This is a genomic window from Streptomyces venezuelae ATCC 10712, from assembly GCF_008639165.1.
Taxonomy (GTDB): domain Bacteria; phylum Actinomycetota; class Actinomycetes; order Streptomycetales; family Streptomycetaceae; genus Streptomyces; species Streptomyces venezuelae.
Map to the genome: position 1 here is coordinate 2,380,653 of NZ_CP029197.1, position 25,161 is coordinate 2,405,813.

Consider the following 25,161-nt stretch of genomic DNA (forward strand, 5'->3'; position numbering starts at 1 on the left):
CCGTCCCCAAGAGAGAGTGTGAGGGTGCTCGTACTCGTCGCTCCCGGCCAAGGCGCCCAGACGCCCGGCTTCCTGACCCCCTGGCTCGAACTCCCCGGCGCCGCCGACCGCATCGCGGCCTGGTCCGACGCCATCGGGCTCGACCTCGCCCACTACGGTACGAAGGCGGACGCGGACGAAATCCGTGACACCGCCGTCGCACAGCCCCTCCTCGTCGCCGCCGGCCTGCTGTCCGCCGCCGCGCTCGGCGAGGTGTCCCCCGGTGTCGTCGCCGGCCACAGCGTCGGCGAGTTCACCGCCGCCGCGCTCGCGGGCGTCGTCGACGACACCACCGCGCTGCGTCTCGTCCGGACCCGTGGACTCGCAATGGCCGAGGCCGCCGCGATCACCCGGACCGGCATGTCGGCGCTGCTCGGCGGCGACCCCGAGGTGACCGTCCCGCACCTGGAGAAGCTCGGCCTGACCCCGGCCAACGTGAACGGCGCGGGCCAGATCGTGGCCGCCGGCACCATGGAGCAGCTGGCCGCCCTGGAGGCGGACAAGCCCGAGGGCGTCCGCAGGGTCGTCGCGCTCCAGGTCGCCGGTGCCTTCCACACCCACCACATGGCCCCGGCCGTGGCGAAGCTGGACGAGGCGGCGAAGGAGCTGTCCCCGGCCGCCCCGACCACCCGTTACGTCTCCAACAAGGACGGGCAGGTCGTCGCCGACGGCGCCGAGATCGTGGCCCGCCTGGTCGGCCAGGTCGCGAACCCGGTCCGCTGGGACCTGTGCATGGAGACCTTCCAGGAGCTCGGCGCCACCGCGCTGATCGAGGTCTGCCCCGGCGGCACCCTGACGGGCATCGCCAAGCGCGCCATGAAGGGCGTGGCCACGGTCGCTCTCAAGACTCCTGACGACCTCGACGCGGCCCGTACGCTCATCGCCGAGCACGCGGCCGTCTGACAAGGAGTGTCGAGAAGCATGTCGAAGATCAAGCCCAGCAAGGGCGCCCCGTACGCACGGATCCTCGGTGTCGGCGGTTACCGCCCCACCCGGGTCGTGCCGAACGAGGTGATCCTCGAGAAGATCGACTCGTCCGACGAGTGGATCCGCTCGCGCTCCGGAATCGCCACCCGGCACTGGGCCTCGGCCGAGGAGACCGTCGCCGCGATGTCGGTGGAGGCCTCGGGCAAGGCCATCGCCGACGCCGGGATCGACCCGGACCAGATCGGCGCGGTGATCGTCTCCACAGTCTCGCACTTCAAGCAGACCCCGGCCGTCGCCACCGAGATCGCCGACAAGATCGGCGCCGGCAAGCCGGCCGCGTTCGACATCTCCGCCGGCTGCGCGGGCTTCGGCTACGGCCTGACGCTCGCCAAGGGCATGATCGTCGAAGGTTCCGCGGAGTACGTCCTCGTCATCGGCGTCGAGCGGCTCAGCGACCTGACGGACCTGGAGGACCGCGCGACGGCCTTCCTGTTCGGCGACGGCGCCGGCGCCGTGGTCGTCGGCCCCTCGGACGAGCCGCACATCGGCCCCACCGTCTGGGGTTCCGAGGGCGACAAGTCCGAGACGATCAAGCAGACCGTGCCGTGGAACGAGTTCCACGTCGGCGACGTCTCCAAGCTCCCCCTCAACGAGCAGGGCGAGATCAAGTTCCCGGCCATCACGCAGGAGGGCCAGGCGGTCTTCCGCTGGGCCGTCTTCGAGATGGCGAAGGTCGCGCAGCAGGCCCTGGACGCCGCCGGCATCTCGGCCGACGACCTGGACGTCTTCATCCCGCACCAGGCGAACATGCGGATCATCGACTCGATGGTGAAGACGCTCAAGCTGCCCGAGCACGTCACGGTCGCCCGCGACGTGGAGACCACCGGCAACACGTCGGCGGCCTCGATTCCGCTCGCCATGGAACGACTCCTGGCCACCGGCAAGGCGAAGAGCGGCGACACGGCGCTCATCATCGGCTTCGGGGCGGGTCTCGTCTTCGCCGCGACGGTCGTTACCCTCCCCTAGGCACTCCGGTTCCCCCGGAAGCCCTTTCCCCAGTAATCACAAGAAGGAGCGCCACCATGGCCGCCACCCAGGACCAGATCGTCGAAGGCCTCGCCGAGATCGTCAACGAGATCGCCGGCATCCCGGTCGAGGACGTCCAGCTGGACAAGTCCTTCACCGACGACCTGGACGTCGACTCGCTCTCCATGGTCGAGGTCGTCGTCGCCGCCGAAGAGCGCTTCGACGTCAAGATCCCGGACGAGGACGTCAAGAACCTCAAGACGGTTGGCGACGCTGCCGACTACATCCTGAAGCACCAGGCCTGATTCGGCCCTCGCTGACTCGGTCCGCCACCCGGCGGTGGCGCCGTATTCCGACCATCACACACATGGAGAACGAATTCCTGTGAGCTCGACCAATCGCACCGTGGTCGTCACCGGTATCGGCGCAACCACACCGCTGGGTGGCGACTCCGCGTCGACCTGGGAGGGTCTTCTCGCGGGGCGCTCCGGCGTCCGGCCCCTGGAAGGCGAGCGCTTCGCGGAGCTGCCCGTCCAGATCGCCGCGACGGCCGCCGTCGACCCCGGTGACGTCCTGCCCCGCCCGCTGGCCCGCAAGCTGGACCGCTCGGCGCAGTTCGCGCTGATCGCGGCCCGTGAGGCGTGGGCCGACGCGGGCTACACCGGGCCGGCCGGCGAGGACGCGTCCATCGCGCCCGAGCGGCTCGGTTCCGTGATCGCCTCCGGCATCGGCGGCGTCACGACCCTGCTCGACCAGTACGACGTGCTGAAGGACAAGGGCGTCCGCCGCGTGTCCCCGCACACCGTGCCCATGCTCATGCCGAACAGCCCCTCCGCGAACGTGAGCCTGGAGGTGAACGCCCGGGCGGGCGTCCACACCCCCGTCTCCGCCTGCGCGTCGGGTGCCGAGGCGATCGGCTACGCCGTCGAGATGATCCGTACCGGCCGTGCCGACGTGGTCGTCGCCGGTGGTACCGAGGCCGCGATCCACCCGCTGCCGATCGCCGCCTTCGCCAACATGATGGCGATGTCCAAGAACAACGAGGACCCCGAGGGTGCCTCGCGTCCGTACGACACGGGCCGTGACGGCTTCGTGCTCGGCGAGGGCGCGGGCGTCGTGATCCTGGAGTCCGAGGAGCACGCGAAGGCACGCGGCGCGCGCATCTACTGCGAGGCCCTCGGCCAGGGCGTGTCCTCCGACGCCCACCACATCGCGCAGCCCGAGCCGACAGGCCGTGGCATCGCCGCCGCGCTGCAGTACCTGCTCGACTCGACGGACCTCAAGCCGTCCGAGGTCGTCCACCTCAACGCGCACGCCACGTCGACGCCGCAGGGTGACGTCGCCGAGATCAAGGCGCTGCGGAAGGTGCTGGGCGACGACCTGGACCACGTCGCGATCTCCGCCACGAAGTCGATGACGGGTCACCTCCTCGGCGGCGCGGGCGGCATCGAGACCGTCGCGACGGTCCTGGCGCTCCACCACCGCCTGGCCCCGCCGACGATCAACGTCGCCGAGCTGGACCCGGAGGTCGAGGCGGACATCGTCCGCGACGCCCCCCGCGAACTCCCGCAGGGCACGATCGCCGCGATCAACAACTCGTTCGGCTTCGGCGGCCACAACGTGGTCCTGGCGTTCCGCTCGGTCTGACGCCCCGCCCGACGCCTGATGGAGGCCCACTCCCCGCCCGGGGGGTGGGCCTCCGGCGTTGTGCGGCGGAGGGGGGCCGGTGGGTGGGTCAGACGACCTGGTGGAGCCAGCGGACGGGGGCGCCCTCGCCTGCGTAGCGGAAGGGTTCCAGTTCGTCGTCCCAGGGCTTTCCGAGGAGCTTGGCGATCTCGGCCTCCAGCTGGGTCTCGCCCTGCGCGGAGCGCGCGAGGGCGGCTCGCAGCCGGTCCTCGGGGATCAGGATGTCCCCGTGCATGCCGGTGACGGCGTGGAAGATGCCCAGGTCGGGGGTGGCGCTGTAGCGCTCGCCCTCGGCGGTCGGGCAGGGTTCCGCGGTCACCTCGAAGCGGAGCATCTGCCAGCCGCGCAGCGCGGAGGCGAGTTCGGAGGCGGTGCCGGTCCGGCCCTGCCAGGAGAACTCGGCTCTCCAGGTGCCGGGGGACGCCGGCTGGCGGATCCAGTCGAGCTGGACCCTCGCACCGAGGACACCCGCGACCGCCCATTCGACGTGCGGGCACAGCGCGCGCGGTGCGGAGTGAACGTACAGGACTCCACGTGTCGTCACCGGGACCTCCAGTGTGGGACGAGGTTCGCCTTTCCCAGCGGCCTCAGTAAACAGCATCAGGAGCAAAACGTCACAAACCCTCAAAAAGGGGACAGTATGTGACGTGATGTAATTTACCGGAGCCGGTTGGCAAAGGTGCCTCTGGTTCGACGGGGGAAAAGCTACCGTGCCGCACCGTCATCGGTGTGACGTACGGTCGGTCCGGGGGCCGGTGAACACGAAGCTTTCACCCGCCAGGACGCCGAAGGAGGGGCCGGGGATGCGCGGCCGACGCCGATTCCGTACCGCAGTCGCCGCCGCGACGGCCGCACTGCTGGGCGCGGGGGCCCTGTCCGGCTGCACCGCCGGGGAGCCCCCGGCCGGCGCCCCGGCGACGCGGGCCGCACCGAAACCGGCCCCGCGGCCGACGCCGCTGTGGGACGTCTCCCCCGCCTCCGTCGCGGCCGTCGGCGACTCCGTCACGCGCGCCTTCGACGCCTGTTCGGTCCTTGACGACTGCCCCGAGGTGTCCTGGGCGACCGGCACGGACACCACCGTGAACAGCCTCGCGCTGCGCCTCCTCGGGCCGGAGAAGGTGGCCACCCACAGCTGGAACCTGGCGCGGACGGGCGCGCTGATGGCGGAGCTGCCCGGGCAGATGGCGGCCGCGGCGGCCGAGCGGCCCGAGCTGGTGACGGTGATGATGGGCGCGAACGACGCCTGCCGGGCCACCCCTGCGCTGATGACCCCGGTCGCCGACTTCCGGGCGTCGTTCGAGACGGCGCTCGCCCGGCTGCGGAAGGGCGCGCCGAAGGCGCAGGTGTACGTGGCGAGCGTGCCGGATCTGATGCGCCTGTGGTCGACGGGGCGGGTGAGCCCCGTCGGGCGGGAGGTGTGGAAGCTGGGGATCTGCGGCGCGATGCTGGCGGACGCGGAGGACCTGAGCACGGCGGCGGACCGGCGCCGCACCGGGGTGCGGGACCGGGTGGTGGCGTACAACCGGGTGCTCTCGGAGGTGTGCGCGAAGGATGAGCGCTGCCGGTACGACGGTGGCGCGGTCTTCGGATTCCGTTTCGACGGCGGGCAGTTGAGCCCTTGGGACTGGTTCCATCCGAGCAGGGACGGGCAGGCGCGGCTGGCGGAGCTCGCGTACCGGCGGATCACGGAGGAGTGAGGGACCCCGGGGCGGTTGTCAGGTGCCGCCCCGGGGCCGGTCGGGTGGGTCCGCGCCGGGACCTCAGACCTCCAGGGTCGCACTCAGGCGGGCGTCGGTGAGGGAGCGGGCGGCGAGGACTTCGTAGGCGCCGCCGACGAAGCTCCAGTCGTTCTTCTCCTCGTCCCAGATCTCGAAGGCGCGGCGGGGCAGCGCGATCTCGGTCTCGACGGTCTCGCCGGGGCCCGCTTCGACGCATCCGAAGCCGGCCAGCCAGCGGGCCGGGCGCTCCACGCCGTCGTCGACCGGCGCGAGGTAGACCTGGACGACCTCGCGGCCGGGGCGGTCGCCGGTGTTGGTGAGCCGGACGGTCGCGGTGCCGGGGCGCGCGGTCAGGGACTCGTACGTCCAGGTCGTGTAGCCGAGGCCGTGGCCGAAGGCGTACGCGGGGACGGCGCCGGCCTTGTCCCAGGCGCGGTAGCCGATGAAGACGCCCTCGGCGTAGTCGAGTTCGCCGCCGGTGGGGGTGACCTCGGTGACGGGGGCGTCGGCGAGGGCGGCCGGCCAGGTGGTGGGGAGGCGGCCGCCGGGTTCCTCGGCGCCGGTGAGGACGTCGGCGAGGGCCGCCCCGCCCTCCTGGCCGGGGAACCAGCTGAGCAGGACCGCGGCCACCTCCTCGCGCCAGGGCAGCTCGACCGGGGAGCCGGCGTTGACCACGACGACGGTGTTCGGGTTGGCGGCGGCGACGGCCCGGACGAGGTCGTCCTGACGGCCGGGGAGGGCGAGGTCCTTGCGGTCGAAGCCCTCGGACTCGACGCGTTCGGTGGTGGCGACGACCACGACGGCGGTGTCGGCGGCGCGGGCGGCCTCGACGGCCTCGGCGATCAGTTCGTCGGGGTCACGGCGCGGACCGAGGTGGACGAAGGAGAACATGACGGCCGGCAGCGGGGCCGCGAACTCCTTGTCGAGGGTGTGGAGGAGGGAGACGTCGACGGTCTCGCCCGCCGTGAGGACGACCTTGGCGCGCTCGACCGGGGAGCCGAAGAAGGCTTCGAAGGGGTCGGTCTCGGGGCCGAGGGCCTGGACGCCGTCGAAGAGGGTCTCGCCGTCGACGGAGAGGCGGAAGGCGCCGAGGCCGCGGGTGCCGAAGGCGTGCTCGCCGGTCTCGCGCGGGGTGAAGCGGCCGACGACCTCGATGGAGGCGAGGGCCTCGTGGGTGACGCCGGCGGGGAGGTCGTCGCCGATCCACTGGACCTGGCCGTTGGGCAGGGTGCCTTCGCCGAGGACGGTGCCGGAGGCGTCGCGGCAGACGGCGCGGAGGGTGAAGCCCTGGTCGGCGGGGGTGAGTTCGTCGCTGGGGTCGGCGCCGATCGTGTAGGTGAGGGCGCCTTCGGGGAGGGCGGCGGTGAGGCCGTCGAGCGGGGAGACGATGTGCTCGGGGAAGACCTGGGCGGAGCCACCGCCGAGGACGCGGGCGTCGCGGGCGGCGGCGCCGGAGAGGGCGACCGTGCCGTTCTTCAGGGGGAGGGCGCCGTTCTCGTTGCGGACGAGGACGAAGCCGCGGTGGGCGATCTCGCGGGCGAGGGCGTCGCCGTCGATCGCGGCCGGGGGGTCGGTGACGACCGGCGGGGCGCCTTCGAGGGCGCCGACGCGGGCGGCGAGCCGCAGGACGTTGCGTACGGCGGCGTCGACGGTGGACTCCTCGACCTCGCCGGCGCGGACGGCGGCGGCGAGCGCTTCGCCGTAGACGGTCTGCGGACCGGGCATGGCGACGTCGAGGCCGCCCTCGATGTCGCCGGTGGTGGAGCGGGCGGCCATCCAGTCGGAGACGTTGAAGCCGTCGAAGCCCCATTCCCCGCGCAGGACCTCGTTCACCAGGTGGCGGTGCTCGGTCATGGTCACGCCGTTGACCTGGTTGTAGGCGGTCATGATGCCCCAGGGGTGGGCGTTCTTGACGATCGCCTCGAAGGGGGCGAGGTAGAGCTCGCGGAGGGGGCGGGGGGCGATCCTGTTGTCGACGGTGAAGCGGTCGGTCTCGGCGTCGTTGGCGACGAAGTGCTTGACGGTGGTGCCGACGCCGCCGTCCTGGACGCCCTGGACGTAGCCGGTGCCGATGGCGCCGGTGAGGAGGGGGTCCTCGCTGTAGGCCTCGAAGTGGCGGCCGCCGAGCGGGGTGCGGTGGAGGTTGACGGTGGGGGCGAGCAGGACGTGGACGCCCTTGCGGCGGGCTTCCTGCGCGAGCAGCCGGCCGGCCCGGCGGGCGAGTGCGGGGTCCCAGGCGGCGGCGAGCGCGGTCGGGGAGGGCAGGGCGACGGACGGGTCGTCGGCGGTCCAGCGGACGCCGCGGACGCCGATGGGGCCGTCGGACATGACCAGGGACGTCAGGCCGATCTCCGGCAGGGCGGGCAGGGACCACATGTCCTGGCCGGCGAGCAGCCGGGTCTTGCTGTCCAGGTCGAGCTTGGCGAGCGCCGCCTCGACCACCGATTCCCGTGCCGCGTCCGCTGCCGTGTGCGCGCCGGTCTCCGTCATGGCCGTACCTCCTCGTTGACGTACTGGTGACCCCGATGGCCCCATCGTGCACCCACCTACCTGTAGACCGGTAGGTGACGTTATTATTCTGTTACTTTTCCGGGAGGTACGGTCCTCCCGTAGGCGGCGGACAGGCGGACGAGCGGTGAGGGGGCCACGGCGATGGTGCGGGCCAGGAGCGAGGAACGGCGGGCGGACATCCTCCGCGCCGCCCTGGAGGTGATCGCCGAGCGCGGCTACCGGGGCGCCACCCTCGGCTCCGTCGCCGAGCGCGTCGGCCTCACCCAGCAGGGACTGCTGCACTACTTCCCGACGAAGGAGGCGCTCCTCGTCGCGGTCCTGGAGGAGCGCGACCGCTGGGACACGAGCGGCGGCCGCGACCGCGCGGGGTGGCGGCTCGACCTGCTGGAATCCCTCGTCGAGTACAACGCGATGCGGCCCGGCATCGTGCAGACCTTCTCCGCGCTGCTCGGCGAGAGCGTCACGGACGAGCACCCGGCGCGCGCCTTCTTCACCGAGCGGTACGCCCAGGTCCGTTCGAGCATGGCGCAGGTGCTGCGCCTTGAGTACGGGGAGCGGCTGCCGAGCGGCCTCACCCCGGAGCGGGCGGCCCCGCTCCTGACGGCGGTGATGGACGGCCTCCAGTACCAGTGGCTCCTGGATCCCGCGGCCGTCGACATGCCGGCCGCCTTCCGCGACTTCCTGCACCTGCTGCACGGCGACGGTCCGCGGCCGGGGATGATGGGCTCATGATCGTCGCAGCCGCACAGTTCGCCCCGGTCGCCGGGGACATCGCCGCCAACGGGGAGACCGTCGCCGGCCTGGTTAGGGCCGCCGGGGCGGCGGGCGCCCGGGTGGTCGTGTTCGCCGAGCTCTGCCTCAGCGGGTACGAGCCGTCCCTGATCCGGGACACCCCCGCGCTGGTGCTCACCGAGGACGACCCCCGGCTCGAACCGGTGCGGGAGGCCTGCCGCGCGGTCTCGGCGGCGGCCGTCGTCAACGGGCCGGTGCGGACGGCGGACGGCCGGGCCGCCGTCACCTCGCTGGTCGTCGGCCCGGACGGCGGGCTCCTCGCCCGCTACGACAAGCAGCACCTGTACGGGATCGAGCGGGAGGTCTTCGCGCCGGGCGGCGCCGACGGGCGGTTCACGCTCGACGGGGTCCGGTTCGCCCTGGCCACCTGTTACGACAACCGCTTCCCCGAGCTGGCCGAGCGGGCCGCCGCCGACGACTGCGCGGTGTACCTGGCGAGTTCGGTGCTGTCGGCGGACAACGACTCGTTCGAGAAGGTGTATCCGGTACGGGCCCGGGACCACGGCCTGACGGTGGTGCTCGGCAACGCGCTCGGGGCGAACGAGGACGGCGTGGCCGTCGGCGGCGCCGGGGCCTGGGGCCCGGACGGCCGCCGGATCGCGGACGCGGGCGGCACGGAACCGGGGTTCGTGCTCGCCGAGGTGGGCTGAGCACGGGCGGGCGGACGCGGGTCGACGGGCGGGCGCCGACGTGGGCGGGCGCCGTCACGGAACCCCCGGTCCGTGACGGCGCCCCTTCCCGCCCCCGTTACGGGGCGCTCAGGCCCAGCGTGTACGCGCCGGAGCCGCTGTACGCGTGGACGATGTACCGGTAGTAGCCCGCGGTGCCGTAGTAGCTGGTGTCCTCGTCGGCCGACGCCGTGCCGCCGACGGCCACGTCCACCCAACCCGACCCGTTCCACTTCTGCAGGTAGAGGTCGTAGTCCTTGCCGGCCGGGCCGCGCAGGCAGCCCACGTGGGTGCCCGAGGTCGCCGAGTAGTAGTACGAGCCGTCCGGCTGGACCGCGGTCTGGCCGGAGGTCAGGCTGCCCTGGTAGGTGTGCTCGGAGTTGGCGCAGCCGGTGGGCGGGGTCGTGGTGCCCACCGACAGCTGGTACGTGACGGTGTGGGTGACGGAGCCCGTGCCGGTGACGGTGATCGGGTAGGTTCCGTTGGCCGTGCCCGCCGCGACCTGCACGGTCATCGTGGACGAGGAGCCGGAGGTCACCGAGCTCGGGCTGAAGGAGACGGTGACCCCGCTCGGGGCGCCGCTCGCGGAGAGCTGGACGGTCTGCGCGCTGCCGCCGGTGGTGCTGGTGTTCACCGTGGAGGTGACGGAGGCACCCGCCTGGACCGAGCCCGAGGACGGGTTCAGGGCGAGCGAGAAGTCCGGGGTGGTGGTGCCGCCGCAGTCGGTCTCACCGGACTGGGCGGGGACGCCGATCGCGTTCCAGGCCGCCTTCACGGCGTTGCACTCGACGCTGCCGTAGGTGTTCTTGGCGCTGGTCAGCGTCGCCCGGCGGGCGGCGAGGTGGTTCCAGGAGGAGGTCTTCATGAGCAGGGCGCCCATGAAGATCTTGCCGGCCTTCTGGATGCCGATGCCGGTGACGGAGGACGGACCGCCGGAACATATGGGGCTGTTGGGCTTGCCGCCGCCCGGGTTGGAGCCCTCGGCGAGCAGGTAGAACCAGTGGTTCTGCGGTCCGGCCGCCGCGTGCACCTCGGTGCCCGAGTTCAGCTGGGGGTAGCAGTTGGGGTCGCCGCCGACGAGCGAGGGGTTGTACATGTTGCGGATCGGCTTGCCGTCGCCGAAGAAGTTGACCTCCTCGCCGACGGTGTAGTCCGGGGTGTCGTTCGGGTTGTTGGCGTAGTGCTCGGTGAGCGCGCCGAAGATGTCGCCGGTGGACTCGTTGAGCCCGCCGTTCTCGTTGGAGGAGCCGGCGCTGCCGGGCGTCCGGTCGAAGATCTCGTGGCCGTACTCGTGGGCCACGACGTCGATGGCGGTGAGCTGGTTCGAGCCGGTCTGGGCCCGCCCGTAGGTCGTCTTCGTGCCGTCGTAGTACGCGTTGACCTCACCGAGTCCGGCGCGGGCCGGCACCATGCCGCCCTGACCGTTCTGGCCGTTGTAGCCGAACCACTCCTTGAGCATGGAGTGTTCCTTCTGCGCCGCGTACATGATGTCGACGCAGGCGGTCACCAGGTCGTTGGCGCCGTTGTTGCCCCACGGCGAGGAGCCGGTGTAGGCGCTGCCGTTCTGTCCGCCGCACTTGAAGGAGCCGCGGCTGGTATCGGTCATGGAGCTCGCGGCGGTGTCGATGGTGACGTTGCCGTTGTGGTATCCGCGGCCTTCGGCGTGCAGGATCTTGTCGGTGGCCCGGGCGACGGAGCCGGTGTGCGCGTCGACGTAGGTGTCGAGGGAGCTCGGGGCGTTCTGCGCGGTCCGGCCGATCACCAGGGTGCGCCAGGTGAGGACGGCCTTGCCGCCCTTGAGGAGCACGGTCAGTTCGGGGGCGCTCGCGCTCTCGACCGAGGCGAGCTGCTTCCGGGCGGTGGCGAGGGCGGCGGCCGCGGTCACCTTCGCCCGGGTGGAGACCTTGATGACGGGCGCGGCGGCACCGGTGACCTCGCGGACCTTGCCCGCGCTGTCGGAGACGACGACCGCGTCGCCGCCGACGACGGGGAGGCCCCGGTAGGAGCGCTCGTACGAGGCGAAGTACAGGCCGTTGGCCCAGGGGGTGACGGACGTCCGGACGAGCTCCTCGTCGGCGCCGTGCCGCAGTTCGTCGAGGCCGCTCGCGGCGGCGCCGTCGGCGGCGGCGAGCGCGAGGGACCTGCCCTGGCCCGGGGGTACGGGCTGCGCCTGCGGGGCCGCGGCGGCGGTGCCGGCGAGGGCGGTCGCGAGGCTCGCCGAGAGCGCCAGGGCGGCCACGGCCGCCGTGAGTCTGCTGGGGTGCACGTCTGCTCCGATCGGGGTGGGGATCGCGGTGCGGATCGCGGTGGGGGAGACGGATCGTCGCGCCGAGTATGAGCGTGGACATGGCGAGTTCGGGACATCTCATCCGACATAAGACGCGGGTTATGGTGCGGCCGCCCGGTGCTGCGTACGCTGCCGAAATGCAGCTGGAGTTGAGGCATCTCGAGGCCGTCTGCCGGATAGCGGAAGCGGGCAGTCTGGGGCGCGCGGCCGTGCGGCTCGGGGTCTCTCAGCCGGCGCTCTCCGCCCAGCTCCGCCGCATCGAACGGGTCGCGGGCGGTGAGCTGTTCACCCGGGGACGGCACGGCGTGGAGCCCACGCCGCTGGGCGAGTTCGTGCTCTCCAAGGCGCGTCTCGTGCTCGGCGAGATGGACGCGCTGGCCGCCGGGGCGCGGGCCGTCGCCCCGCACACCCCGCTGCGCCTCGGCTGCATCCTGCTCGTCCTGGTCGACGGGCTGCTCGGGCAGCTGGAGCGGGTGATGGCGGGCAGGGACATCGCGGTCACGGTGGAGCACTCGGCCACCACCCTGACCCGTCAGCTGGGCGCCGGACGGTACGACGCGGTGCTGTACGGCGAGGTGAACGAGCACGAGGTGGCGCTGCCGGAGGGCGCCTCGGCCCGGACCCTGGTCGCCAAGGAGCCGTTCTGTGTGCGGCTTTCGGCGGCGCACCCGCTGGCCGGGAAGGAACGGATCGCCCTGGCCGAGCTGGCGGACGAGTCCTGGATGACGCTGGTGGAGGACGACGACGGCGGGCCCGAGGCGCTGGTCGCCGCCTGCGCCAAGGCCGGGTTCACGCCCGCGCTGCGGCACCGGGTGGCCGACCGGAAGATGCACTACGACCTGATCGCCTCGGGCCGGGCGATCTCGATGAGCCAGCCGACCGCCCCGTACGCCGAGGGAACGGTCCTGCGCCCGCTGGAGGGCGACCCGGTCCTGGGGCGCATCCGGCTCGCCTGGAACCGGGCGGCGGTGCCCGCCCGGCACGCGGAGCTGCTGTACCGGGCGGCCGTGCACGCCTATCTGGCGAACGTCGGCAACAACGCCTTCTACCGGGAGTGGTGGGAGGCCCGGCCGGAGCTGCACCCGGTCCTCGAGGGCTGAGCCGCAGGGAGGACCGGGTGCCGCGGGCCGGCGGGCGGCGGGCGACTAGGACTTGTCCGGCCGATCATGTGCGGAGCCAGATGGCGAGAGCCGCGGCGGTGGCAGTGCCCAAGTAGACGTGTTCTGGCCCTTCGGCCCCCTTTGAAGCGAGGGCCGGCGGCGATTCGGTGCGGGCATCGGTGGCGTGTTGATGGGCCCGCACGAGGGTGGAGTCGACCGAGACGTCCCAGTCGATCTCGCCTGCGGCGTCGGCCGCGGCCTGGACCTGCTGGAGCAGACGCTCCCAGGTACCGTCCGCCGACCACAGGCGGTGGCGTTCGTAGACCGTCTTCCACGGCCCGAACCTTGCGGGCAGGTCACGCCCCTGCACGCCGGTCCGTACCCGGTGCCGAATGCCGTCGATCACCTGCCGGTGGTTCCGCCACCGGCCCCAACGCCCCCTGCTGACCGGCAGGAACGGCCGCAGCCGTTCCCCCTCGGCATCCGTCAGGTCACCCCGCCCCATGCCCACATCAACGACACGGCTGCGCAGTAGCCGCATGATCGGCCGGACAAGTCCTAGCCGGCGACGGCGTCGGCGATCGTGTCCCGGATCTGGAGGACGCCGTCGGCGCCGGTGATCGCGCACAGGCGCTGGACCTGCGCTGACGGCGCCGTCACGCGCAGCTTTCCTGTCCGGTGGACGAGGAGCATCAGGTTCAGGGCGGACGAGTCCGCGAAGGTGATCCGGGAGGCGTCCAGAATCACCATCGGGTGCGTCTCGACCGCCCTCCACAGCGCGTCGGCCAGGGGCCCGACGGAGTGGAGGTCGTACTCGCCCTGGGCCTCGACGACCTGTGCCCCGCGGTATTCGTACCGGAGGACCGCGTTCTGCGGCGTCGTGTCCTGGGCCGGGCGCGGCGCCGCGCCCTCGGCTCGCTCCACCGCCGGCGGCTCGCCTTCGGACCTGGACGGGAGATCGATGATGGCAGCATCGTCCCAGGGCATGCGTGTACTCCCTCCGGCGCCCCTCGCGCGAGGGGGAAGCGACGTCGAATGCAGGAAAACTATGTCATGCTTTTCCGTTCCGGCAAACCGGGTCACGTAGAATGCGGGACCATGCTGGAAGCTCCTGAGTCCCACACCGGATGGACGTTCATCACGAACCACGCCCGCGTCCTGGCTTCTATTGCGGACAATCCGAACGCCCGCATCCGTGACATCGCCGCCCGCTGCCGGCTGACCGAGCGGGCCGTGTCGCGGATCATCGCCGACCTCGAACAGGACGGCTATCTCTCCCATACGCGGGAGGGGCGGACGAACACGTACCGCATAGCGCCGGGCAAGGCGCTGCGTCATCCCGCGGAAGCCAACCTTCCGCTGGCCTCCCTCCTGTCCCTGCTCGTCCACAGCGAGACGGAGCGGACCGCCGCCCAACAGCAGGCCGACCCCCAGCAGCACGTCGCCGCCCCCCAGGCCAACACGCAGCAGCAGCCGGTCGCCGGCTAGGAGCTGTCCTGCCGATCATGTACGGAGCCAGATGGCGAGGGCCACGAAGGTGACGGTACCGAGGTAGACGTAGCCGCGTTTGTCGTACCGAGTCGCGACCGCGCGAGCGTGCTTGAGCTTGTTGCGGCTGTCGGTCTTCTCCGGGATCGTATGCCGGATGTCGCGTCTGCGCAGGTAGTCGCGGCACGGCCCGTTGCTGTACGCCTTGTCGGCGGCCACGCTGACGGGCTTCCTGAGGGGCCGGTACCGACAGATACCGGCCCCTCACCACGTAACCATCGCATCGACAGCGGCGGCATCAGCCGGCAACCGGCTCAGCTCATGATCGACCGGACAGCTCCTAGTCGTACGTGATGTCGGTGGCCGCGTACCGGCAGGTGGTGCCGTCCGGTCCGGTGCCGATCTCCGTGGGCTCCTTGCCGGTGTTGTTGCCGGTGAAGCGGGTGCACGGCTTGATCTTCTTCTTGGTGTCGCCGTGGACGCGGACGTTGCGCAGGGACGCGGTGTCGCCGTAGTTGGCGTTCACGCCGACGATCGACTTCCCGGGCGTGGTGATGTCCACGTCGTTGACCAGGATCGTGCGGGGGTACTGCTTCTTGCAGTTGCCGCAGGAGCGGACGAGCTTGCCGAAGTCGGCGACCTGGAACTTGGTCACGACCAGCTTGCCCGCGCCGTTGAACTGGAAGACCTTGTCGGACGCGCTCTTCGCGCCGCCGCCGTACACCGCGTACACGGAGGAGGCCGAGGTGCCCTTGAAGGTGGCGGCGTCCTCGCCGACGTTCTCCCACCAGACGTTCTGCAGGGTGCAGCTGCCCAGGCAGTGCACCCCGTCGGCGGCCGGGGAGCCGATGATCACGTTCTTGAGGACCGCTCCGTCCTTGAGGACGAAGACCGGCGGCTGGTCCTCGTCCTGGCCGTCGGAGCCGAGCTCACCGGTGCCGTAGAAGCGCTGGAGCTTGCCGTCGTAGCTGCCCGAGACCTCGATGGACGCGGGGACGGGCTTGCTGCCGTTCGCCTGCGGCCAGGCGGGCAGGGCGCTCGCGGCGCCGGCCGGGGCGAGCAGGGTGGTGGTGACGACGGCCGCGCCGGTGATGCCGAGGGCGCTCAGACCGCCGATGACCGCGCGGCGGCGGGCGGTCTTGCGCCGGTGGGACGGTGACGATGACGTCATGGTTGCTCATTCCTTCAGTGGGGGAGGTGGTGCACCCCCTGGTCGCCGCCGGAGGAAGGAAGGTTGCCGCCCGGGTGATCGTTTTCCCCGGAGTCGTCGTCGCGGTCGCCGCCGGCCGTCTCGCCGCCGAGCTCACGGGCCATCAGGGTGGCCCCGGCGACGGCTCCCGGCATCAGGAAGACGGCGACGAAGGGCACCAGGAAGGCGAGGGTCAGCGGAACGCCGAAGCCCAGGACGGCCATCCGGCGCCCGCGGAGCAGCACCAGCCGCTCCTTGAGCTCGACGCCCCGGCGCTGGAAGGCGACGGCCGTCAGCTCCTCGGCGAGGAAGAAGCCCGAGACGCAGAAGCCCACGGCGGGCACGACGGTCTGGCCGATCACCGGGATGAACCCGCAGGCGAAGAGGAGGATGCCGTAGCAGGCGACCCGCAGCAGGACGCGCAGGCTGTCCCGGGCGGAGATCCACAGTTCGCGCCAGAGCGGCAGCCCGGACTCGGGCACGTCGCCGCCCTCGCTGCGGTCGACCTCTTCGGAGAGCGACTCGTAGAAGGGCTGGCCGACGAGCAGGGTCACGGCGGTGAAGGTGATGACCGCGAGGAACAGCCCGAAGGCGAAGACCAGCGCGGTCAGGGTGCCGCGGAAGATGCCGAGCCAGGGCGAGGTCCAGTCGTCGGCGAACGGGGTCGCCCAGGCGGTCAGGTCGTCGGCCCCGTAGCCGAGGCCGACGAGGGCGCCCGCGTACAGCACGAGGGTGACCAGTCCGGGCAGCAGCCCGAATCCGAACCACCGTCCGTGCCGGCCCACCCACTTCTGGCCCTGTAGCAGGAAACCGAAACCCACCCCGAGATCACGCATGGGGGTCACCCTATCGGGGGCCCGTTCGTGTCCGGATACGGGCGAGGACCGCACCCCGACGGCGGTCGGGGTGCGGTCCTCGGGTCTGTGGTGCGTCGCCGGATCAGACGGCGAGCAGCTCGACCGTGATGTTGCCGCGGGTCGCCTTGGAGTACGGGCAGACCTGGTGGGCCTTCTCGATCAGGCTCTTCGCGGTCTCGGCGTCCAGGTTCGGGATGGTCGCCGAGATCTTGACGATGATGCCGAAGCCGTCGTCGTTCTTGCCGATGCCGACCTCGGCGGTGACCGTCGAGCCGGAGATGTCGGCGTTCTCGTTACGGGCGACCACGCCGAGCGCGCCCTGGAAGCAGGCGCTGTAGCCCGCCGCGAAGAGCTGCTCGGGGTTGGTGCCCTCGCCGGAGCCGCCCATGGCCTTGGGCGGGTTGACGACGAGGTCGAGCTTGCCGTCGTCGGTGGCGACCCGGCCGTCGCGCCCGTTCTCGGCGGTGGCGACGGCGGTGTAGAGGACGTCGGAGTGCTGGATCGACATGCGAGGTACTTCCTTCATGGGTTCGCCGCGACTCGCGCCCACGATCGCGACGGCTGAGGGAAGACTAACGGGTCGCCGAGACGATCATCTTTCCGGTGTTGTCACCGCGGAGCAGTCCGAGGAAGGCGTCGACGCCGTTCTCGATGCCCTCGACGAAGGTCTCCCGGTGCTTCAGCTCGCCGGAGCCGAGCCAGCCGCCGACCTCCTGGACGAACTGCTGCTGGAGGCCGTAGTGGTCGCCGACGAGGACGCCCTGGAGGCGCAGCCGCTTGCCGATGATCATCGCCATGTTGCGCGGTCCTGCGACCGGCTCGGTGTCGTTGTACTGGGCGATCATGCCGCAGATGGTGGCGCGGCCGTGCACGTTGAGCGAGGAGATCGCGGCTTCGAGGTGGTCGCCGCCGACGTTGTCGAAGTAGACGTCGATGCCGTCCGGGGCGGCCTCGCGGAGCTGGTCCTTGACCGGGCCGTTCTTGTAGTTGAAGGCGGCGTCGAAGCCGAGCTCCTCGACGAGGAACTTGACCTTCTCGTCCGAGCCGGCGGAGCCGATCACCCGGGAGGCGCCCTTGAGCCGCGCCATCTGGCCGACCTGGCTGCCGACGGCCCCGGCGGCGCCGGAGACGAAGACCGCGTCGCCCTCCTTGAAGGAGGCGACCTCGAAGAGGCCGGCGTAGGCGGTGAGGCCGGTCATGCCGAGGACGCCGAGGTAGGCGGAGAGGGGGGCGAGCGCCGGGTCGACCTTGGTGGCGTGCTGGGCCGGGACGTCGGCGTACTCGCGCCAGCCGAGGCCGTGCAGGACGTGGTCGCCGACGGCGAAGCCCTCGGCGTTGGAGGCGACGACCTCGCCGACCGCGCCGCCGTCCATGGGGTGGTCGAGCTTGAACGGGGGGATGTACGACTTCACGTCGTTCATCCGGCCGCGCATGTACGGGTCGACGGAGAAGTGCAGGTTGCGCACCAGGATGCGGCCCTCGGCGGGCTCGGTGACCGGGGTCTCGCGCAGGGCGAAGTCGGCGGGGGTCGGCCAGCCGTGCGGGCGGGCGACGAGGTGCCACTCACGGCTGGACGCGGGAAGTACGGACATGAGCACGGCCTCCAGAAAAGCTTCTGATCACAAAATGTTCACTACCTGAAACAACCATGCACCTGGATATTTTATGTTGTCAAGTATCCGGGTAGGATGAGGCCCATGGCCACCTCACGCACGGACCCCCTGACCCTCGAAGTCGTCGAGCTGATCGGCACGGTCGTGGCGCGCTACTACGAGGAGTACGAGCAGGCGGCCGCGCAGCACGCGCTGACCGGCGCCCAGGCCCGCGTCCTCGGCCTGCTCTCCCTCGACCCTCTGCCGATGCGGCACATCGCCCAGAAGCTGAAGTGCGAGCCGTCCAACATCACCGGCATCGTCGACCGCCTGGAGGCCCGGGGCCTGGCCGAGCGCCGCCCGGACCCGGCGGACCGCCGGGTGAAGCTGGCGGCCGCCACGGAGGAGGGCCGCGAGACCGCCCGCCGCCTGCGCGAATCCCTGAACTTCGCCCGCGAGCCGCTCGGCGAGCTGACCGAGACCGAGCGCACCCTCCTGCGGGACCTGCTCAAGCGGATGCTGGGCGAGGACGTGACCGGCCCGGCCCAGGGCTGAGGTCCCGCGGGCAGCCCCGGGGTCCGTCCTAGACGCACCACCAGAGGAACCAGGTGCAGGTCTGGCTCGGTGAGGGCGTCGTGCTCGGCGTCGGGCCCGTGGCCGTCGGGGCGGGGCCGGTGGGTGTCGGCGGGGCGGGCGGGGTCGTACCGCCGCCGTCCGTGGCCGAAGGGGTCACCGTGGGCCCGTCCGGCGTGGCCGTCGGGGCGGTGGGGGCCGGCGGCGGGGAGGAGCCGTCACCCGTGCCCGTACCGGAGCCGGAGCCCGTACCCGTACCCGAGCCGGAGCCTGCCCCCGATCCCGATCCCGACCCCGACCCGCCTCCCGAGCCCTTGCCCGTCGGGGTGCCCGCGTCGGCGCTCACCTGGCGCGGGCGCGTCGGGGTGGCCGTGACGGGGGACGGGCTCGCGCCGTCCGTGGCCTCCGCGGTGGTCGGGACGGGGTCCGGGGGCAGCGGGGTCGCGTCGACCTCCAGCTCCTCCACCGCCGTCGCGGCCCCCGGCGCGTCCGTGTCCTCCACCGCCAGCCGGGCCAGACTCAGCGCCCCGGCCGCCATCACCAGCCCCAGCGTCCCCACCAGGACCGTTCGGCCCCGGCGGCTCCTCCCCCGCCTGCCCTTGCGCGCGGCGGAGCGGCCCCGGGCGGCCCGGCGGCCTCCCGCGGGCGGGCGGGGCGGTTCGAGGACGTCCAGCTCGTAGACGTGCTCGGGCGCGGGCGCCGGCTCACGACCGGGCCCGGCCTCGGCCTCGGCCTCGGCGGCGGGCTCCGGCCGCCGCGGCACGGCGCCGTACGCCGGCGCGTAGGACTGGACCGGCTGGACGGGTATGTGGGGGGTCTCGTACCGCAGTTCCTCGACGGGAGTCCCGCACCCGGCACAGGCGAGGGCCCCGTTGAGATGCCGCCGGCACGCGTGGCAGTAGTCCATGGGGCCCGCAGGCTATGCGGCGCGGTACGGCCACAGGTAGGCGCAGACGTGAGGATCCTGTGAGGAAAGCGCAGGTCGGCGGCGGTGCGCCGTGATTCTCCCGCTTCGGTACGTACTGCCGGGCCGCGCGGGCCGGGCCCCGGGCGGCTCAGCCCAGCGCGCGCCGCGCCCCGGACGGCCGGACGATGCCAACAGGACCGCGCTACCCGCGACCCCACCTCGCCCGTGCCAGCACCGCACTCCGGAGGATCCGCCGTGACCGTCAGCCTTGATCAGCTGCGTCGTTGCCATGTCGCCGTCGACCTGGGTGCCGCCCGCACCCGGGTCTTCGTCAAGGGCGCCGGACTCGTCGTCGACGAGCCGAGCGTCGCCGCCGTCAACACCCGTACCGGAGCGCTGATCGCCGTCGGCGCGCTGGCCGAGAAGATGACCGGCCGCACCCCCGACTACATCCGGGTCGTCCGCCCCGTCTCCGGCGGCACGGTCGTCGACATCGAGATGGCGCAGCGCATGCTCCGCCACCTCCTCGGCGAGAAGCTCCGCCGCCAGCTGCGCCGCAAGCCCCGGCTGCGCGCCGCCGCCTGCACCCCGCACGACAGCGACCCGCTCGCCCAGCGCGCCGCCGTGGAGACCCTCGTCGGTCTCGGCGCCCGCCGGGTCGAGCTGGTCGACACCCTCATCGCGGCCGCCGTCGGCTGCGGGCTCCCGGTCGAACAGCCCACCGCGACCATGATCCTGGTGTGCGGGGCGGCGACCACCCAGGTCGCGGTGCTGTCGCTCGGCTCGATCGTCACGGCCGAGCGGATGCCGGTCGGCGGCGACGCCATCGACCACGCCGTCATCCAGCACCTGCGCCACCACCACGAGCTGATGCTGCCAAGCCAGTCGGTACGCCCCCTCCAACTCGCCCTCAGCGGGAACGGGCTGACGCCGCAGGGCCCGGCCTGGACCGAGATCCACGGCCGTGACGTCGCCACCGGCCTGGCCCGCTCGGTCACCGTCGACACCGCCGCCGTGCGGGAGGCGATCCACACCCCGCTGACCGCCGTCCTCGACGGCATCGGGAAGGTGCTGCGGGACTGCCCGCCCGACCTGGTGGCCGACCTCGCCGACCGCGGGATCATGATGGTCGGCGGCAGCGCCCTGCTGCCGGGCCTCGACCAGATGCTGCGCGAGGCGACCGGCATGCCGGTGCACATCGCCGAACGGCCGGACGTGTGCGCGGTCCTGGGCCTCGGCGCGATGCTGGAGGGCAAGGTCCAGCCGATGGTCCTCGACCCGCTCTCGGAGCGGAACCCGTCGGCGGACGAGGACTGAGCCGCCCGGGCGTCCGGCCCATCGGACACTCCCGGCGAAAGCTCATGATTCGTACGACAATGAGACCATGACGATCATGGATGAGGACAGGGACGAGCGCGACGGCACCGCCGAGGACGAGGACGCGCCCCGGCTGCCGATGCTGCTCGAAGCCGTCCTCAGCGTCGGCACGGACCTCGAACTCCGCGCCACCCTCCAGCACATCGTGGACTCCGCCACCGAACTCACCGGGGCCCGCTACGGCGCGCTCGGGGTCGTCGACCCCGAGCGCCGCCGCATCACCGAACTCCTCACCTCCGGCATGACCGACGAGGAGCGGCAGCGCGCGGGCCGCCTCCCCGACGGCCACACCGGGCTGCTCGGCGTCCTCATCCAGGACCCGCAGCCGCTGCGCCTCGACGACCTGACGGCCGACCCGCGCTCCTCCGGCGTGCCCGCGGGACACCCCGAGATGCACAGCTTCCTCGGCGTCCCCATCCGGGTCCACACCGAGGTCTTCGGCAATCTGTACCTCACCGAGAAACCCGGCGGCTTCACCGAGGAGGACCTGTCCCTGCTCCGGGTCCTCGCCTCCCAGGCCGGCATCGCCATCGGCAACGCCCGGCTGTACGAGACCGCCCGGCAGCGGGAACGCTGGATCGAGGGCGCGGCCGCGGTGACCACCGCCCTGCTCACCGGCGCCTCCGCCGAGAACGCCCTGATGACCGTCGCCGAACAGGCCCGCATCCTCTCCGGCGCCTCCGCCGGGGTGGTCCTCCAGCCCACCACCGAGGGCGGCATGGAGATCGTCGCCGCCTCGACCACCGACGACCCCGGCGACCTGGTCGGCACGACGATCGCCCCCGGCTCCGCCGTCCTCGTCCAACTCCTCGGCGGCGAGCCCGTCTTCATCGAGGACTCGGCGAACGACCCCCGGATGACCACCCATGTCCGCACCCGGTTCGGCCCGTCGATGATGCTGCCGCTGCAGAGCGGCGGAAAACTCATCGGCACCCTCGCCCTCCCCCGGCGGCGCGGCGACGCCCCGTACACGGCGGTCGACCGGCTGCTCGCCTCCCAGTTCGCCTCGCAGGCGGCCCTGGCCCTGGTCCTCGCGGACGCCCGGCACGACAGGGAACGGCTCGCCGTCTTCGAGGACCGCGACCGGATCGCGCGCGACCTGCACGACCTGGTCGTCCAGCGGCTGTTCGCCACCGAGATGATGCTGGAGTCCACCCGGCGGCGGGCCGGCGAGTCCTCCGACGACAGCGCGCTGCTCGGCCGGGCCGTCGACGAGCTGGACTCCACGATCCAGGAGGTCCGCACCACCATCTTCGCCCTCCAGCAGCCACCGGCCGACGCGCCGACCTCCTTCCGCGGGAAGGTGCTGCGGGAGACCGGCGGCGCCGCGGTCCTGCTCGGCTTCCAGCCGTCCGTGCACTTCTCCGGCGCCGTCGACACCCTCGTCGACGAGGAGACCGCCGGCCGGCTCCTCGGCGCGCTGCGCGGGGCGCTCGCGGCGGCGCACCGGCGGCCGGGGATCGGCGCGATCACCGTCGAGGTGTCGGCCGGGGACGGCGGCGGCGCGCACCTGCGGGTCACGGACGACGGGACGCCACCGACGGTGGTGACGTGGCCGACCTGACCGGGTCCGCGAACCGTCGGCGACACCGGGCACCCGTACGGAGCAGCCCCGCGCGCCGCGCACCCCGCCCCGATCTTGACTGAAGGCGTGGACACCGAGACCAAGCCCCCGACCGCGGCGGCCTACCGCAACCTGGTGATGGCCACCATCGGCTTCGCGCTCACCTTCTGGGCGTGGGACCTCATCGCACCCCTCGCCAGCTGGTACGGCGACCGGCTGGAACTCAGTTCGTTCCAGCAGTCGCTCCTCGTGGCGGTGCCCGTCCTCGTCGGCTCCGTCGGCCGGGTCCCGGCCGGCGCGCTCACCGACCGGTACGGCGCGAAGCTGATGTTCCCGCTCGTCTCGGCGCTGACGATCATCCCCGTGCTGCTGCTCATCGTGGTCAAGGACAGCTACGGCCTGATGCTCGTCGTCGGCTTCCTCCTCGGCCTCGGCGGCACGACCTTCGCGATCGGCATCCCCCTCGTCAACTCCTGGTTCCCGCCGGAGAAGCGCGGACTCGCCCTCGGCGTGTTCGGCATGGGCATGGGAGGCGTGGCGCTCTCCGGCTACTTCACCCCGCGCATCGCCAAGCACGGCGAGAACCTGCCGTTCATCGTGGTCGCGATCGCACTCGCGGCGTACGCGGTGCTCGCCACCTTCCTGATCACCGACCGGCCCGACCGGCCCGTCCCCACCGCCTCGCTCGCGACACGGCTCGGCGCGGCCGGGCGGCTGCGGGTGACCTGGGAGCTGTCGGCGCTGTACGCGATCGGGTTCGGCGGCATCGTCGCGTTCGGCGTCTACCTGCCCACGTACCTCAAGACCTGGTACGAACTCGACCCGACGGACGCGGGCACCAAGGCGGCCGGATTCGCCCTCGTCACCGTCGTCTTCCGGCCGATCGGCGGCTGGCTCTCCGACCGGATCCACCCCGCCCTCGTCACCGCCGTCGCGCTCGGCGTCGTCGCGCTGCTCGCCATCGTGCAGGCCTTCGACCCGCCGCTGAACCCCGGCGGCACGATCGCCCTGCTCATCATGGCCGCCGGGCTCGGCACGGCCAGCGGCTCGGTCTTCGCCCTGGTCTCGCAGGTCACTCCCCAGGCGAAGGTCGGCAGCGTGACGGGCATCGTGGGCGCGATGGGCGGGCTCGGCGGGTTCCTGCCGCCGCTGGTGATGGGCGCGATCTACAGCGCGAAGGACTCGTACTCGATCGGTTTCATGCTGCTGTCGGACCTGGCGCTGGCGGGGTGCGTGTACGCCTGGGGCCGGATGCGGGGCGTCCGGCCGGAGGGCGAGGACCCGGCGCCCGAGGCGGCGAAGGTCACGGCGGGCCGTCCCTGACGGACGGCAGAATGCCTCCCGGAACCCTCGCTCTCGACCCGACCCGAGGAGTACGACCGGTGAGTGCGCTCTTCCCGGCCCTTGCGGCCCCTTCCGACCGGCCCGCGCTGCGCTGCGGCACGGACACCCTGACGTACGAGGAGCTCGCGCGGGCCGCCCGGGCGCTCGCGGCGCGGATCGGGGACGCGGGGCGGGTCGCCGTGTGGGCGGCGCCCACCGCGCACACGGCCGTCGCCGTCGTCGGCGCCCTGCTCGCGGGCGTCCCCGCCGTACCGCTGAATCCGCGCACCGGCGAGCGGGAGCTCGCGCACATCCTCGGGGACAGCAAGCCGTCGGCGGTGCTCACGGGGCCCGACGACGTGCTGCCCGCCGGCCTCGCCGGGCTCCCCCGGATCGCGGTGGATCTCGGCGCCGTCGGCCCGCCCGTCGTCGAGCCCGCCGACGCCGAGTCGACGGCCCTGATCGTCTACACCTCGGGCACCACCGGCCCGCCGAAGGGCGTCCTGCTCTCCCGGCGGGCGATCGCCGCGTCTCTCGACGCCCTCGCCGAAGCCTGGTCGTGGACGGCGGACGACGTCCTGGTGCACGCGCTGCCGCTGTTCCACGTGCACGGTCTGATCCTGGGTGTCCTGGGGCCGCTGCGGCGCGGCGGCGAGGTCCGGCACCTGGGGGCGTTCTCGGTGGAGGGGGTGGCGCGGGAGCTGGGCGGCGCGGGCGGCGGCACCATGCTGTTCGGCGTGCCGACGATGTACCACCGTCTCGCGGACGCGCTCGCCGGGGACGCCGGGCTTGCCGCGGCGCTGCGGCGGGCCCGGCTGCTCGTCTCCGGGTCGGCGGCGCTGCCGGTCCACGATCACGAGCGGATCGCGGCGGCGACGGGCCGGACGGTCGTCGAGCGGTACGGGATGACGGAGACGCTCATGAACACCAGCGTCCTGCCGGGCGGTGAGCCGCGCCCCGGGACGGTCGGCGTCCCGCTGGCGGGGGTGGAGCTGCGGCTCGTCGACGAGGACGGTTCCGTCCTCGCGGGGCTGGACGGGGAGACGGTCGGCGAGGTGCAGGTGCGCGGTCCGCAGCTGTTCTCGGGCTATCTCAACCGGCCGGACGCGACGGCCGCCGCGCTCGACGGCGACTGGTTCCGGACCGGCGACATGGCGGTCCTGGAGGCGGACGGCACGGTCCGTCTGGTGGGCCGCAAGGCGACCGATCTGATCAAGAGCGGCGGCTACAAGATCGGCGCGGGTGAGATCGAGAACGCGCTGCTCGACCACCCGGGCGTGCGGGAGGCGGCCGTCACCGGCGAGCCCGATCCGGATCTGGGCGAGCGGATCGTGGCCTGGGTCGTCCCCGAGGACGCGGAGAAGCCTCCGTCGGACGCCGAGCTCGCCGACCACGTGGCCCGTCTCCTCGCCCCGCACAAGCGGCCCCGGTCGGTGCGGTACCTCGATGCCCTGCCCCGTAACGAGATGGGGAAGATCCTCAAGAAGGCGCTGCCCGGGGCGGGTTGAGCGGGACGCGCCGGGCCCCCTCCCGCCGT

General features: G+C 72.4%; 24 protein-coding genes and 1 pseudogene. 14 read left to right on the forward strand and 11 right to left on the reverse strand.

All coding sequences use genetic code 11. The features are described from left to right. Positions 1 to 24: 24 nt before the first annotated feature. The 4 genes from DEJ43_RS10930 to fabF all read left to right on the forward strand — a co-directional run bounded on the left by DEJ43_RS10930 (position 25) and on the right by fabF (position 3,639). Complete coding sequence (locus DEJ43_RS10930; protein ID WP_041662352.1) at positions 25 to 942, forward strand: ACP S-malonyltransferase; 918 nt, start codon at positions 25 to 27, stop codon at positions 940 to 942. Between the two features lie 18 nt (positions 943 to 960). Further along, entirely contained in the window at positions 961 to 1,992 is a 1,032-nt protein-coding gene (locus DEJ43_RS10935) for a ketoacyl-ACP synthase III (RefSeq protein WP_041662353.1), read from the forward strand. Positions 1,993 to 2,048: 56 nt separating this feature from the next. After that, a complete protein-coding gene (locus tag DEJ43_RS10940; protein ID WP_015033413.1) occupies positions 2,049 to 2,297 on the forward strand; it encodes an acyl carrier protein in 249 nt (82 codons plus the stop codon). A 79-nt stretch (positions 2,298 to 2,376) separates the two neighbouring features. After that, positions 2,377 to 3,639 (forward strand): beta-ketoacyl-ACP synthase II, encoded by a 1,263-nt coding sequence (fabF, locus tag DEJ43_RS10945; protein ID WP_015033414.1) that lies wholly within the window; start codon positions 2,377 to 2,379, stop codon positions 3,637 to 3,639. Positions 3,640 to 3,727: 88 nt separating this feature from the next. Here fabF and DEJ43_RS10950 read toward each other — a convergent pair whose 3' ends face one another. Then, positions 3,728 to 4,222, reverse strand: coding sequence for a DUF3145 domain-containing protein (locus tag DEJ43_RS10950; RefSeq protein WP_015033415.1), 495 nt, complete (start codon positions 4,220 to 4,222; stop codon positions 3,728 to 3,730). Positions 4,223 to 4,481: 259 nt separating this feature from the next. Between DEJ43_RS10950 and DEJ43_RS10955 the strand changes: the two genes are divergently transcribed. Beyond that, positions 4,482 to 5,375 carry an SGNH/GDSL hydrolase family protein gene (locus DEJ43_RS10955; protein WP_015033416.1) on the forward strand — a complete coding sequence of 298 codons (894 nt, stop codon included), beginning with the start codon at positions 4,482 to 4,484 and terminating at the stop codon, positions 5,373 to 5,375. A 63-nt stretch (positions 5,376 to 5,438) separates the two neighbouring features. Here the strand turns inward: DEJ43_RS10955 and DEJ43_RS10960 are convergent, their stop codons facing one another. Then, positions 5,439 to 7,886, reverse strand: a complete 2,448-nt coding sequence (locus DEJ43_RS10960; protein ID WP_015033417.1) for a glycoside hydrolase family 3 protein — start codon at positions 7,884 to 7,886, stop codon at positions 5,439 to 5,441. Positions 7,887 to 8,048: 162 nt separating this feature from the next. Here DEJ43_RS10960 and DEJ43_RS10965 point away from each other — a divergent pair, with 162 nt between their 5' ends. Continuing rightward, positions 8,049 to 8,639, forward strand: a complete 591-nt coding sequence (locus tag DEJ43_RS10965) for a TetR/AcrR family transcriptional regulator (RefSeq protein ID WP_015033418.1) — start codon at positions 8,049 to 8,051, stop codon at positions 8,637 to 8,639. After that, positions 8,636 to 9,349, forward strand: a complete 714-nt coding sequence (locus DEJ43_RS10970) for a carbon-nitrogen hydrolase family protein (protein ID WP_015033419.1) — start codon at positions 8,636 to 8,638, stop codon at positions 9,347 to 9,349. Before DEJ43_RS10965 ends, DEJ43_RS10970 begins: the two co-directional genes overlap by 4 nt. Positions 9,350 to 9,446: 97 nt before the next feature. Here DEJ43_RS10970 and DEJ43_RS10975 read toward each other — a convergent pair whose 3' ends face one another. Next, positions 9,447 to 11,633 (reverse strand): M4 family metallopeptidase, encoded by a 2,187-nt coding sequence (locus DEJ43_RS10975; RefSeq protein ID WP_233447941.1) that lies wholly within the window; start codon positions 11,631 to 11,633, stop codon positions 9,447 to 9,449. Positions 11,634 to 11,791: 158 nt separating this feature from the next. On the opposite strand from DEJ43_RS10975, the gene DEJ43_RS10980 reads away from it, so the two are divergent. Further along, on the forward strand, positions 11,792 to 12,754 hold the full coding sequence (locus tag DEJ43_RS10980; protein WP_041662355.1) for a LysR family transcriptional regulator: 963 nt from the start codon (positions 11,792 to 11,794) through the stop codon (positions 12,752 to 12,754). Between the two features lie 157 nt (positions 12,755 to 12,911). On the opposite strand, the pseudogene DEJ43_RS10985 reads toward DEJ43_RS10980, so the two are convergent. Then, positions 12,912 to 13,259: pseudogene (locus tag DEJ43_RS10985) on the reverse strand (IS5 family transposase); the annotation flags it as partial. Positions 13,260 to 13,312: 53 nt separating this feature from the next. Beyond that, complete coding sequence (locus DEJ43_RS10990) at positions 13,313 to 13,741, reverse strand: STAS domain-containing protein (RefSeq protein ID WP_015033423.1); 429 nt, start codon at positions 13,739 to 13,741, stop codon at positions 13,313 to 13,315. A gap of 111 nt (positions 13,742 to 13,852) precedes the next feature. On the opposite strand from DEJ43_RS10990, the gene DEJ43_RS10995 reads away from it, so the two are divergent. Then, positions 13,853 to 14,242: a helix-turn-helix transcriptional regulator gene (locus DEJ43_RS10995; protein ID WP_015033424.1), complete on the forward strand. Its 390-nt coding sequence runs from the start codon at positions 13,853 to 13,855 to the stop codon at positions 14,240 to 14,242. A gap of 15 nt (positions 14,243 to 14,257) precedes the next feature. On the opposite strand, the gene DEJ43_RS11000 is transcribed toward DEJ43_RS10995, so the two are convergent. The 5 genes from DEJ43_RS11000 to DEJ43_RS11020 form a co-directional block, all read right to left on the reverse strand. After that, positions 14,258 to 14,461, reverse strand: a complete 204-nt coding sequence (locus tag DEJ43_RS11000) for a transposase (RefSeq protein ID WP_015033425.1) — start codon at positions 14,459 to 14,461, stop codon at positions 14,258 to 14,260. Between the two features lie 121 nt (positions 14,462 to 14,582). Continuing rightward, on the reverse strand, positions 14,583 to 15,413 hold the full coding sequence (locus tag DEJ43_RS11005; protein WP_015033426.1) for a pectate lyase: 831 nt from the start codon (positions 15,411 to 15,413) through the stop codon (positions 14,583 to 14,585). 14 nt (positions 15,414 to 15,427) lie between these two features. Beyond that, the gene (locus tag DEJ43_RS11010) at positions 15,428 to 16,267 is read right to left on the reverse strand and encodes an EI24 domain-containing protein (protein WP_015033427.1); all 840 of its coding nucleotides are present in this window, start codon (positions 16,265 to 16,267) and stop codon (positions 15,428 to 15,430) included. 103 nt (positions 16,268 to 16,370) lie between these two features. Further along, positions 16,371 to 16,796, reverse strand: coding sequence for an organic hydroperoxide resistance protein (locus DEJ43_RS11015; protein WP_041662357.1), 426 nt, complete (start codon positions 16,794 to 16,796; stop codon positions 16,371 to 16,373). A gap of 64 nt (positions 16,797 to 16,860) precedes the next feature. After that, positions 16,861 to 17,880 (reverse strand): NADP-dependent oxidoreductase, encoded by a 1,020-nt coding sequence (locus tag DEJ43_RS11020; protein WP_015033429.1) that lies wholly within the window; start codon positions 17,878 to 17,880, stop codon positions 16,861 to 16,863. A gap of 105 nt (positions 17,881 to 17,985) precedes the next feature. On the opposite strand from DEJ43_RS11020, the gene DEJ43_RS11025 reads away from it, so the two are divergent. After that, entirely contained in the window at positions 17,986 to 18,435 is a 450-nt protein-coding gene (locus DEJ43_RS11025) for a MarR family winged helix-turn-helix transcriptional regulator (RefSeq protein WP_015033430.1), read from the forward strand. 28 nt (positions 18,436 to 18,463) lie between these two features. On the opposite strand, the gene DEJ43_RS11030 is transcribed toward DEJ43_RS11025, so the two are convergent. Beyond that, a complete protein-coding gene (locus DEJ43_RS11030; RefSeq protein ID WP_015033431.1) occupies positions 18,464 to 19,360 on the reverse strand; it encodes an SCO2400 family protein in 897 nt (298 codons plus the stop codon). A gap of 255 nt (positions 19,361 to 19,615) precedes the next feature. On the opposite strand from DEJ43_RS11030, the gene mreB reads away from it, so the two are divergent. The 4 genes from mreB to DEJ43_RS11050 all read left to right on the forward strand — a co-directional run bounded on the left by mreB (position 19,616) and on the right by DEJ43_RS11050 (position 25,132). Next, entirely contained in the window at positions 19,616 to 20,677 is a 1,062-nt protein-coding gene (gene mreB / locus DEJ43_RS11035; protein WP_015033432.1) for a rod shape-determining protein, read from the forward strand. Between the two features lie 67 nt (positions 20,678 to 20,744). Further along, positions 20,745 to 22,301, forward strand: coding sequence for a GAF domain-containing protein (locus DEJ43_RS11040; RefSeq protein WP_015033433.1), 1,557 nt, complete (start codon positions 20,745 to 20,747; stop codon positions 22,299 to 22,301). Positions 22,302 to 22,439: 138 nt separating this feature from the next. Continuing rightward, positions 22,440 to 23,624, forward strand: a complete 1,185-nt coding sequence (locus DEJ43_RS11045) for a nitrate/nitrite transporter (RefSeq protein WP_106433835.1) — start codon at positions 22,440 to 22,442, stop codon at positions 23,622 to 23,624. 59 nt (positions 23,625 to 23,683) lie between these two features. Continuing rightward, positions 23,684 to 25,132 carry an acyl-CoA synthetase gene (locus DEJ43_RS11050; protein ID WP_015033435.1) on the forward strand — a complete coding sequence of 483 codons (1,449 nt, stop codon included), beginning with the start codon at positions 23,684 to 23,686 and terminating at the stop codon, positions 25,130 to 25,132. Positions 25,133 to 25,161: the final 29 nt, after the last annotated feature.

What these genes read in the sequence shown, in the direction of transcription:
- DEJ43_RS10955 (WP_015033416.1), top strand. Translation starts at nt 4,482, where the DNA reads ATGCGCGGCCGACGCCGATTCCGTACCGCAGTCGCCGCCGCGACGGCC.
- DEJ43_RS10935 (WP_041662353.1), top strand. Translation starts at nt 961, where the DNA reads ATGTCGAAGATCAAGCCCAGCAAGGGCGCCCCGTACGCACGGATCCTC.
- DEJ43_RS11045 (WP_106433835.1), top strand. Translation starts at nt 22,440, where the DNA reads ATGGCCACCATCGGCTTCGCGCTCACCTTCTGGGCGTGGGACCTCATC.
- DEJ43_RS10970 (WP_015033419.1), top strand. Translation starts at nt 8,636, where the DNA reads ATGATCGTCGCAGCCGCACAGTTCGCCCCGGTCGCCGGGGACATCGCC.
- DEJ43_RS11025 (WP_015033430.1), top strand. Translation starts at nt 17,986, where the DNA reads ATGGCCACCTCACGCACGGACCCCCTGACCCTCGAAGTCGTCGAGCTG.
- DEJ43_RS10965 (WP_015033418.1), top strand. Translation starts at nt 8,049, where the DNA reads ATGGTGCGGGCCAGGAGCGAGGAACGGCGGGCGGACATCCTCCGCGCC.
- DEJ43_RS11010 (WP_015033427.1), bottom strand. Translation starts at nt 16,267, where the DNA reads ATGCGTGATCTCGGGGTGGGTTTCGGTTTCCTGCTACAGGGCCAGAAG.
- DEJ43_RS11015 (WP_041662357.1), bottom strand. Translation starts at nt 16,796, where the DNA reads ATGTCGATCCAGCACTCCGACGTCCTCTACACCGCCGTCGCCACCGCC.
- DEJ43_RS11020 (WP_015033429.1), bottom strand. Translation starts at nt 17,880, where the DNA reads ATGTCCGTACTTCCCGCGTCCAGCCGTGAGTGGCACCTCGTCGCCCGC.
- DEJ43_RS10960 (WP_015033417.1), bottom strand. Translation starts at nt 7,886, where the DNA reads ATGACGGAGACCGGCGCGCACACGGCAGCGGACGCGGCACGGGAATCG.
- DEJ43_RS11040 (WP_015033433.1), top strand. Translation starts at nt 20,745, where the DNA reads ATGACGATCATGGATGAGGACAGGGACGAGCGCGACGGCACCGCCGAG.
- DEJ43_RS10990 (WP_015033423.1), bottom strand. Translation starts at nt 13,741, where the DNA reads ATGCCCTGGGACGATGCTGCCATCATCGATCTCCCGTCCAGGTCCGAA.
- DEJ43_RS10940 (WP_015033413.1), top strand. Translation starts at nt 2,049, where the DNA reads ATGGCCGCCACCCAGGACCAGATCGTCGAAGGCCTCGCCGAGATCGTC.
- DEJ43_RS11005 (WP_015033426.1), bottom strand. Translation starts at nt 15,413, where the DNA reads ATGACGTCATCGTCACCGTCCCACCGGCGCAAGACCGCCCGCCGCCGC.
- DEJ43_RS10995 (WP_015033424.1), top strand. Translation starts at nt 13,853, where the DNA reads ATGCTGGAAGCTCCTGAGTCCCACACCGGATGGACGTTCATCACGAAC.
- DEJ43_RS10980 (WP_041662355.1), top strand. Translation starts at nt 11,792, where the DNA reads ATGCAGCTGGAGTTGAGGCATCTCGAGGCCGTCTGCCGGATAGCGGAA.
- DEJ43_RS11030 (WP_015033431.1), bottom strand. Translation starts at nt 19,360, where the DNA reads ATGGACTACTGCCACGCGTGCCGGCGGCATCTCAACGGGGCCCTCGCC.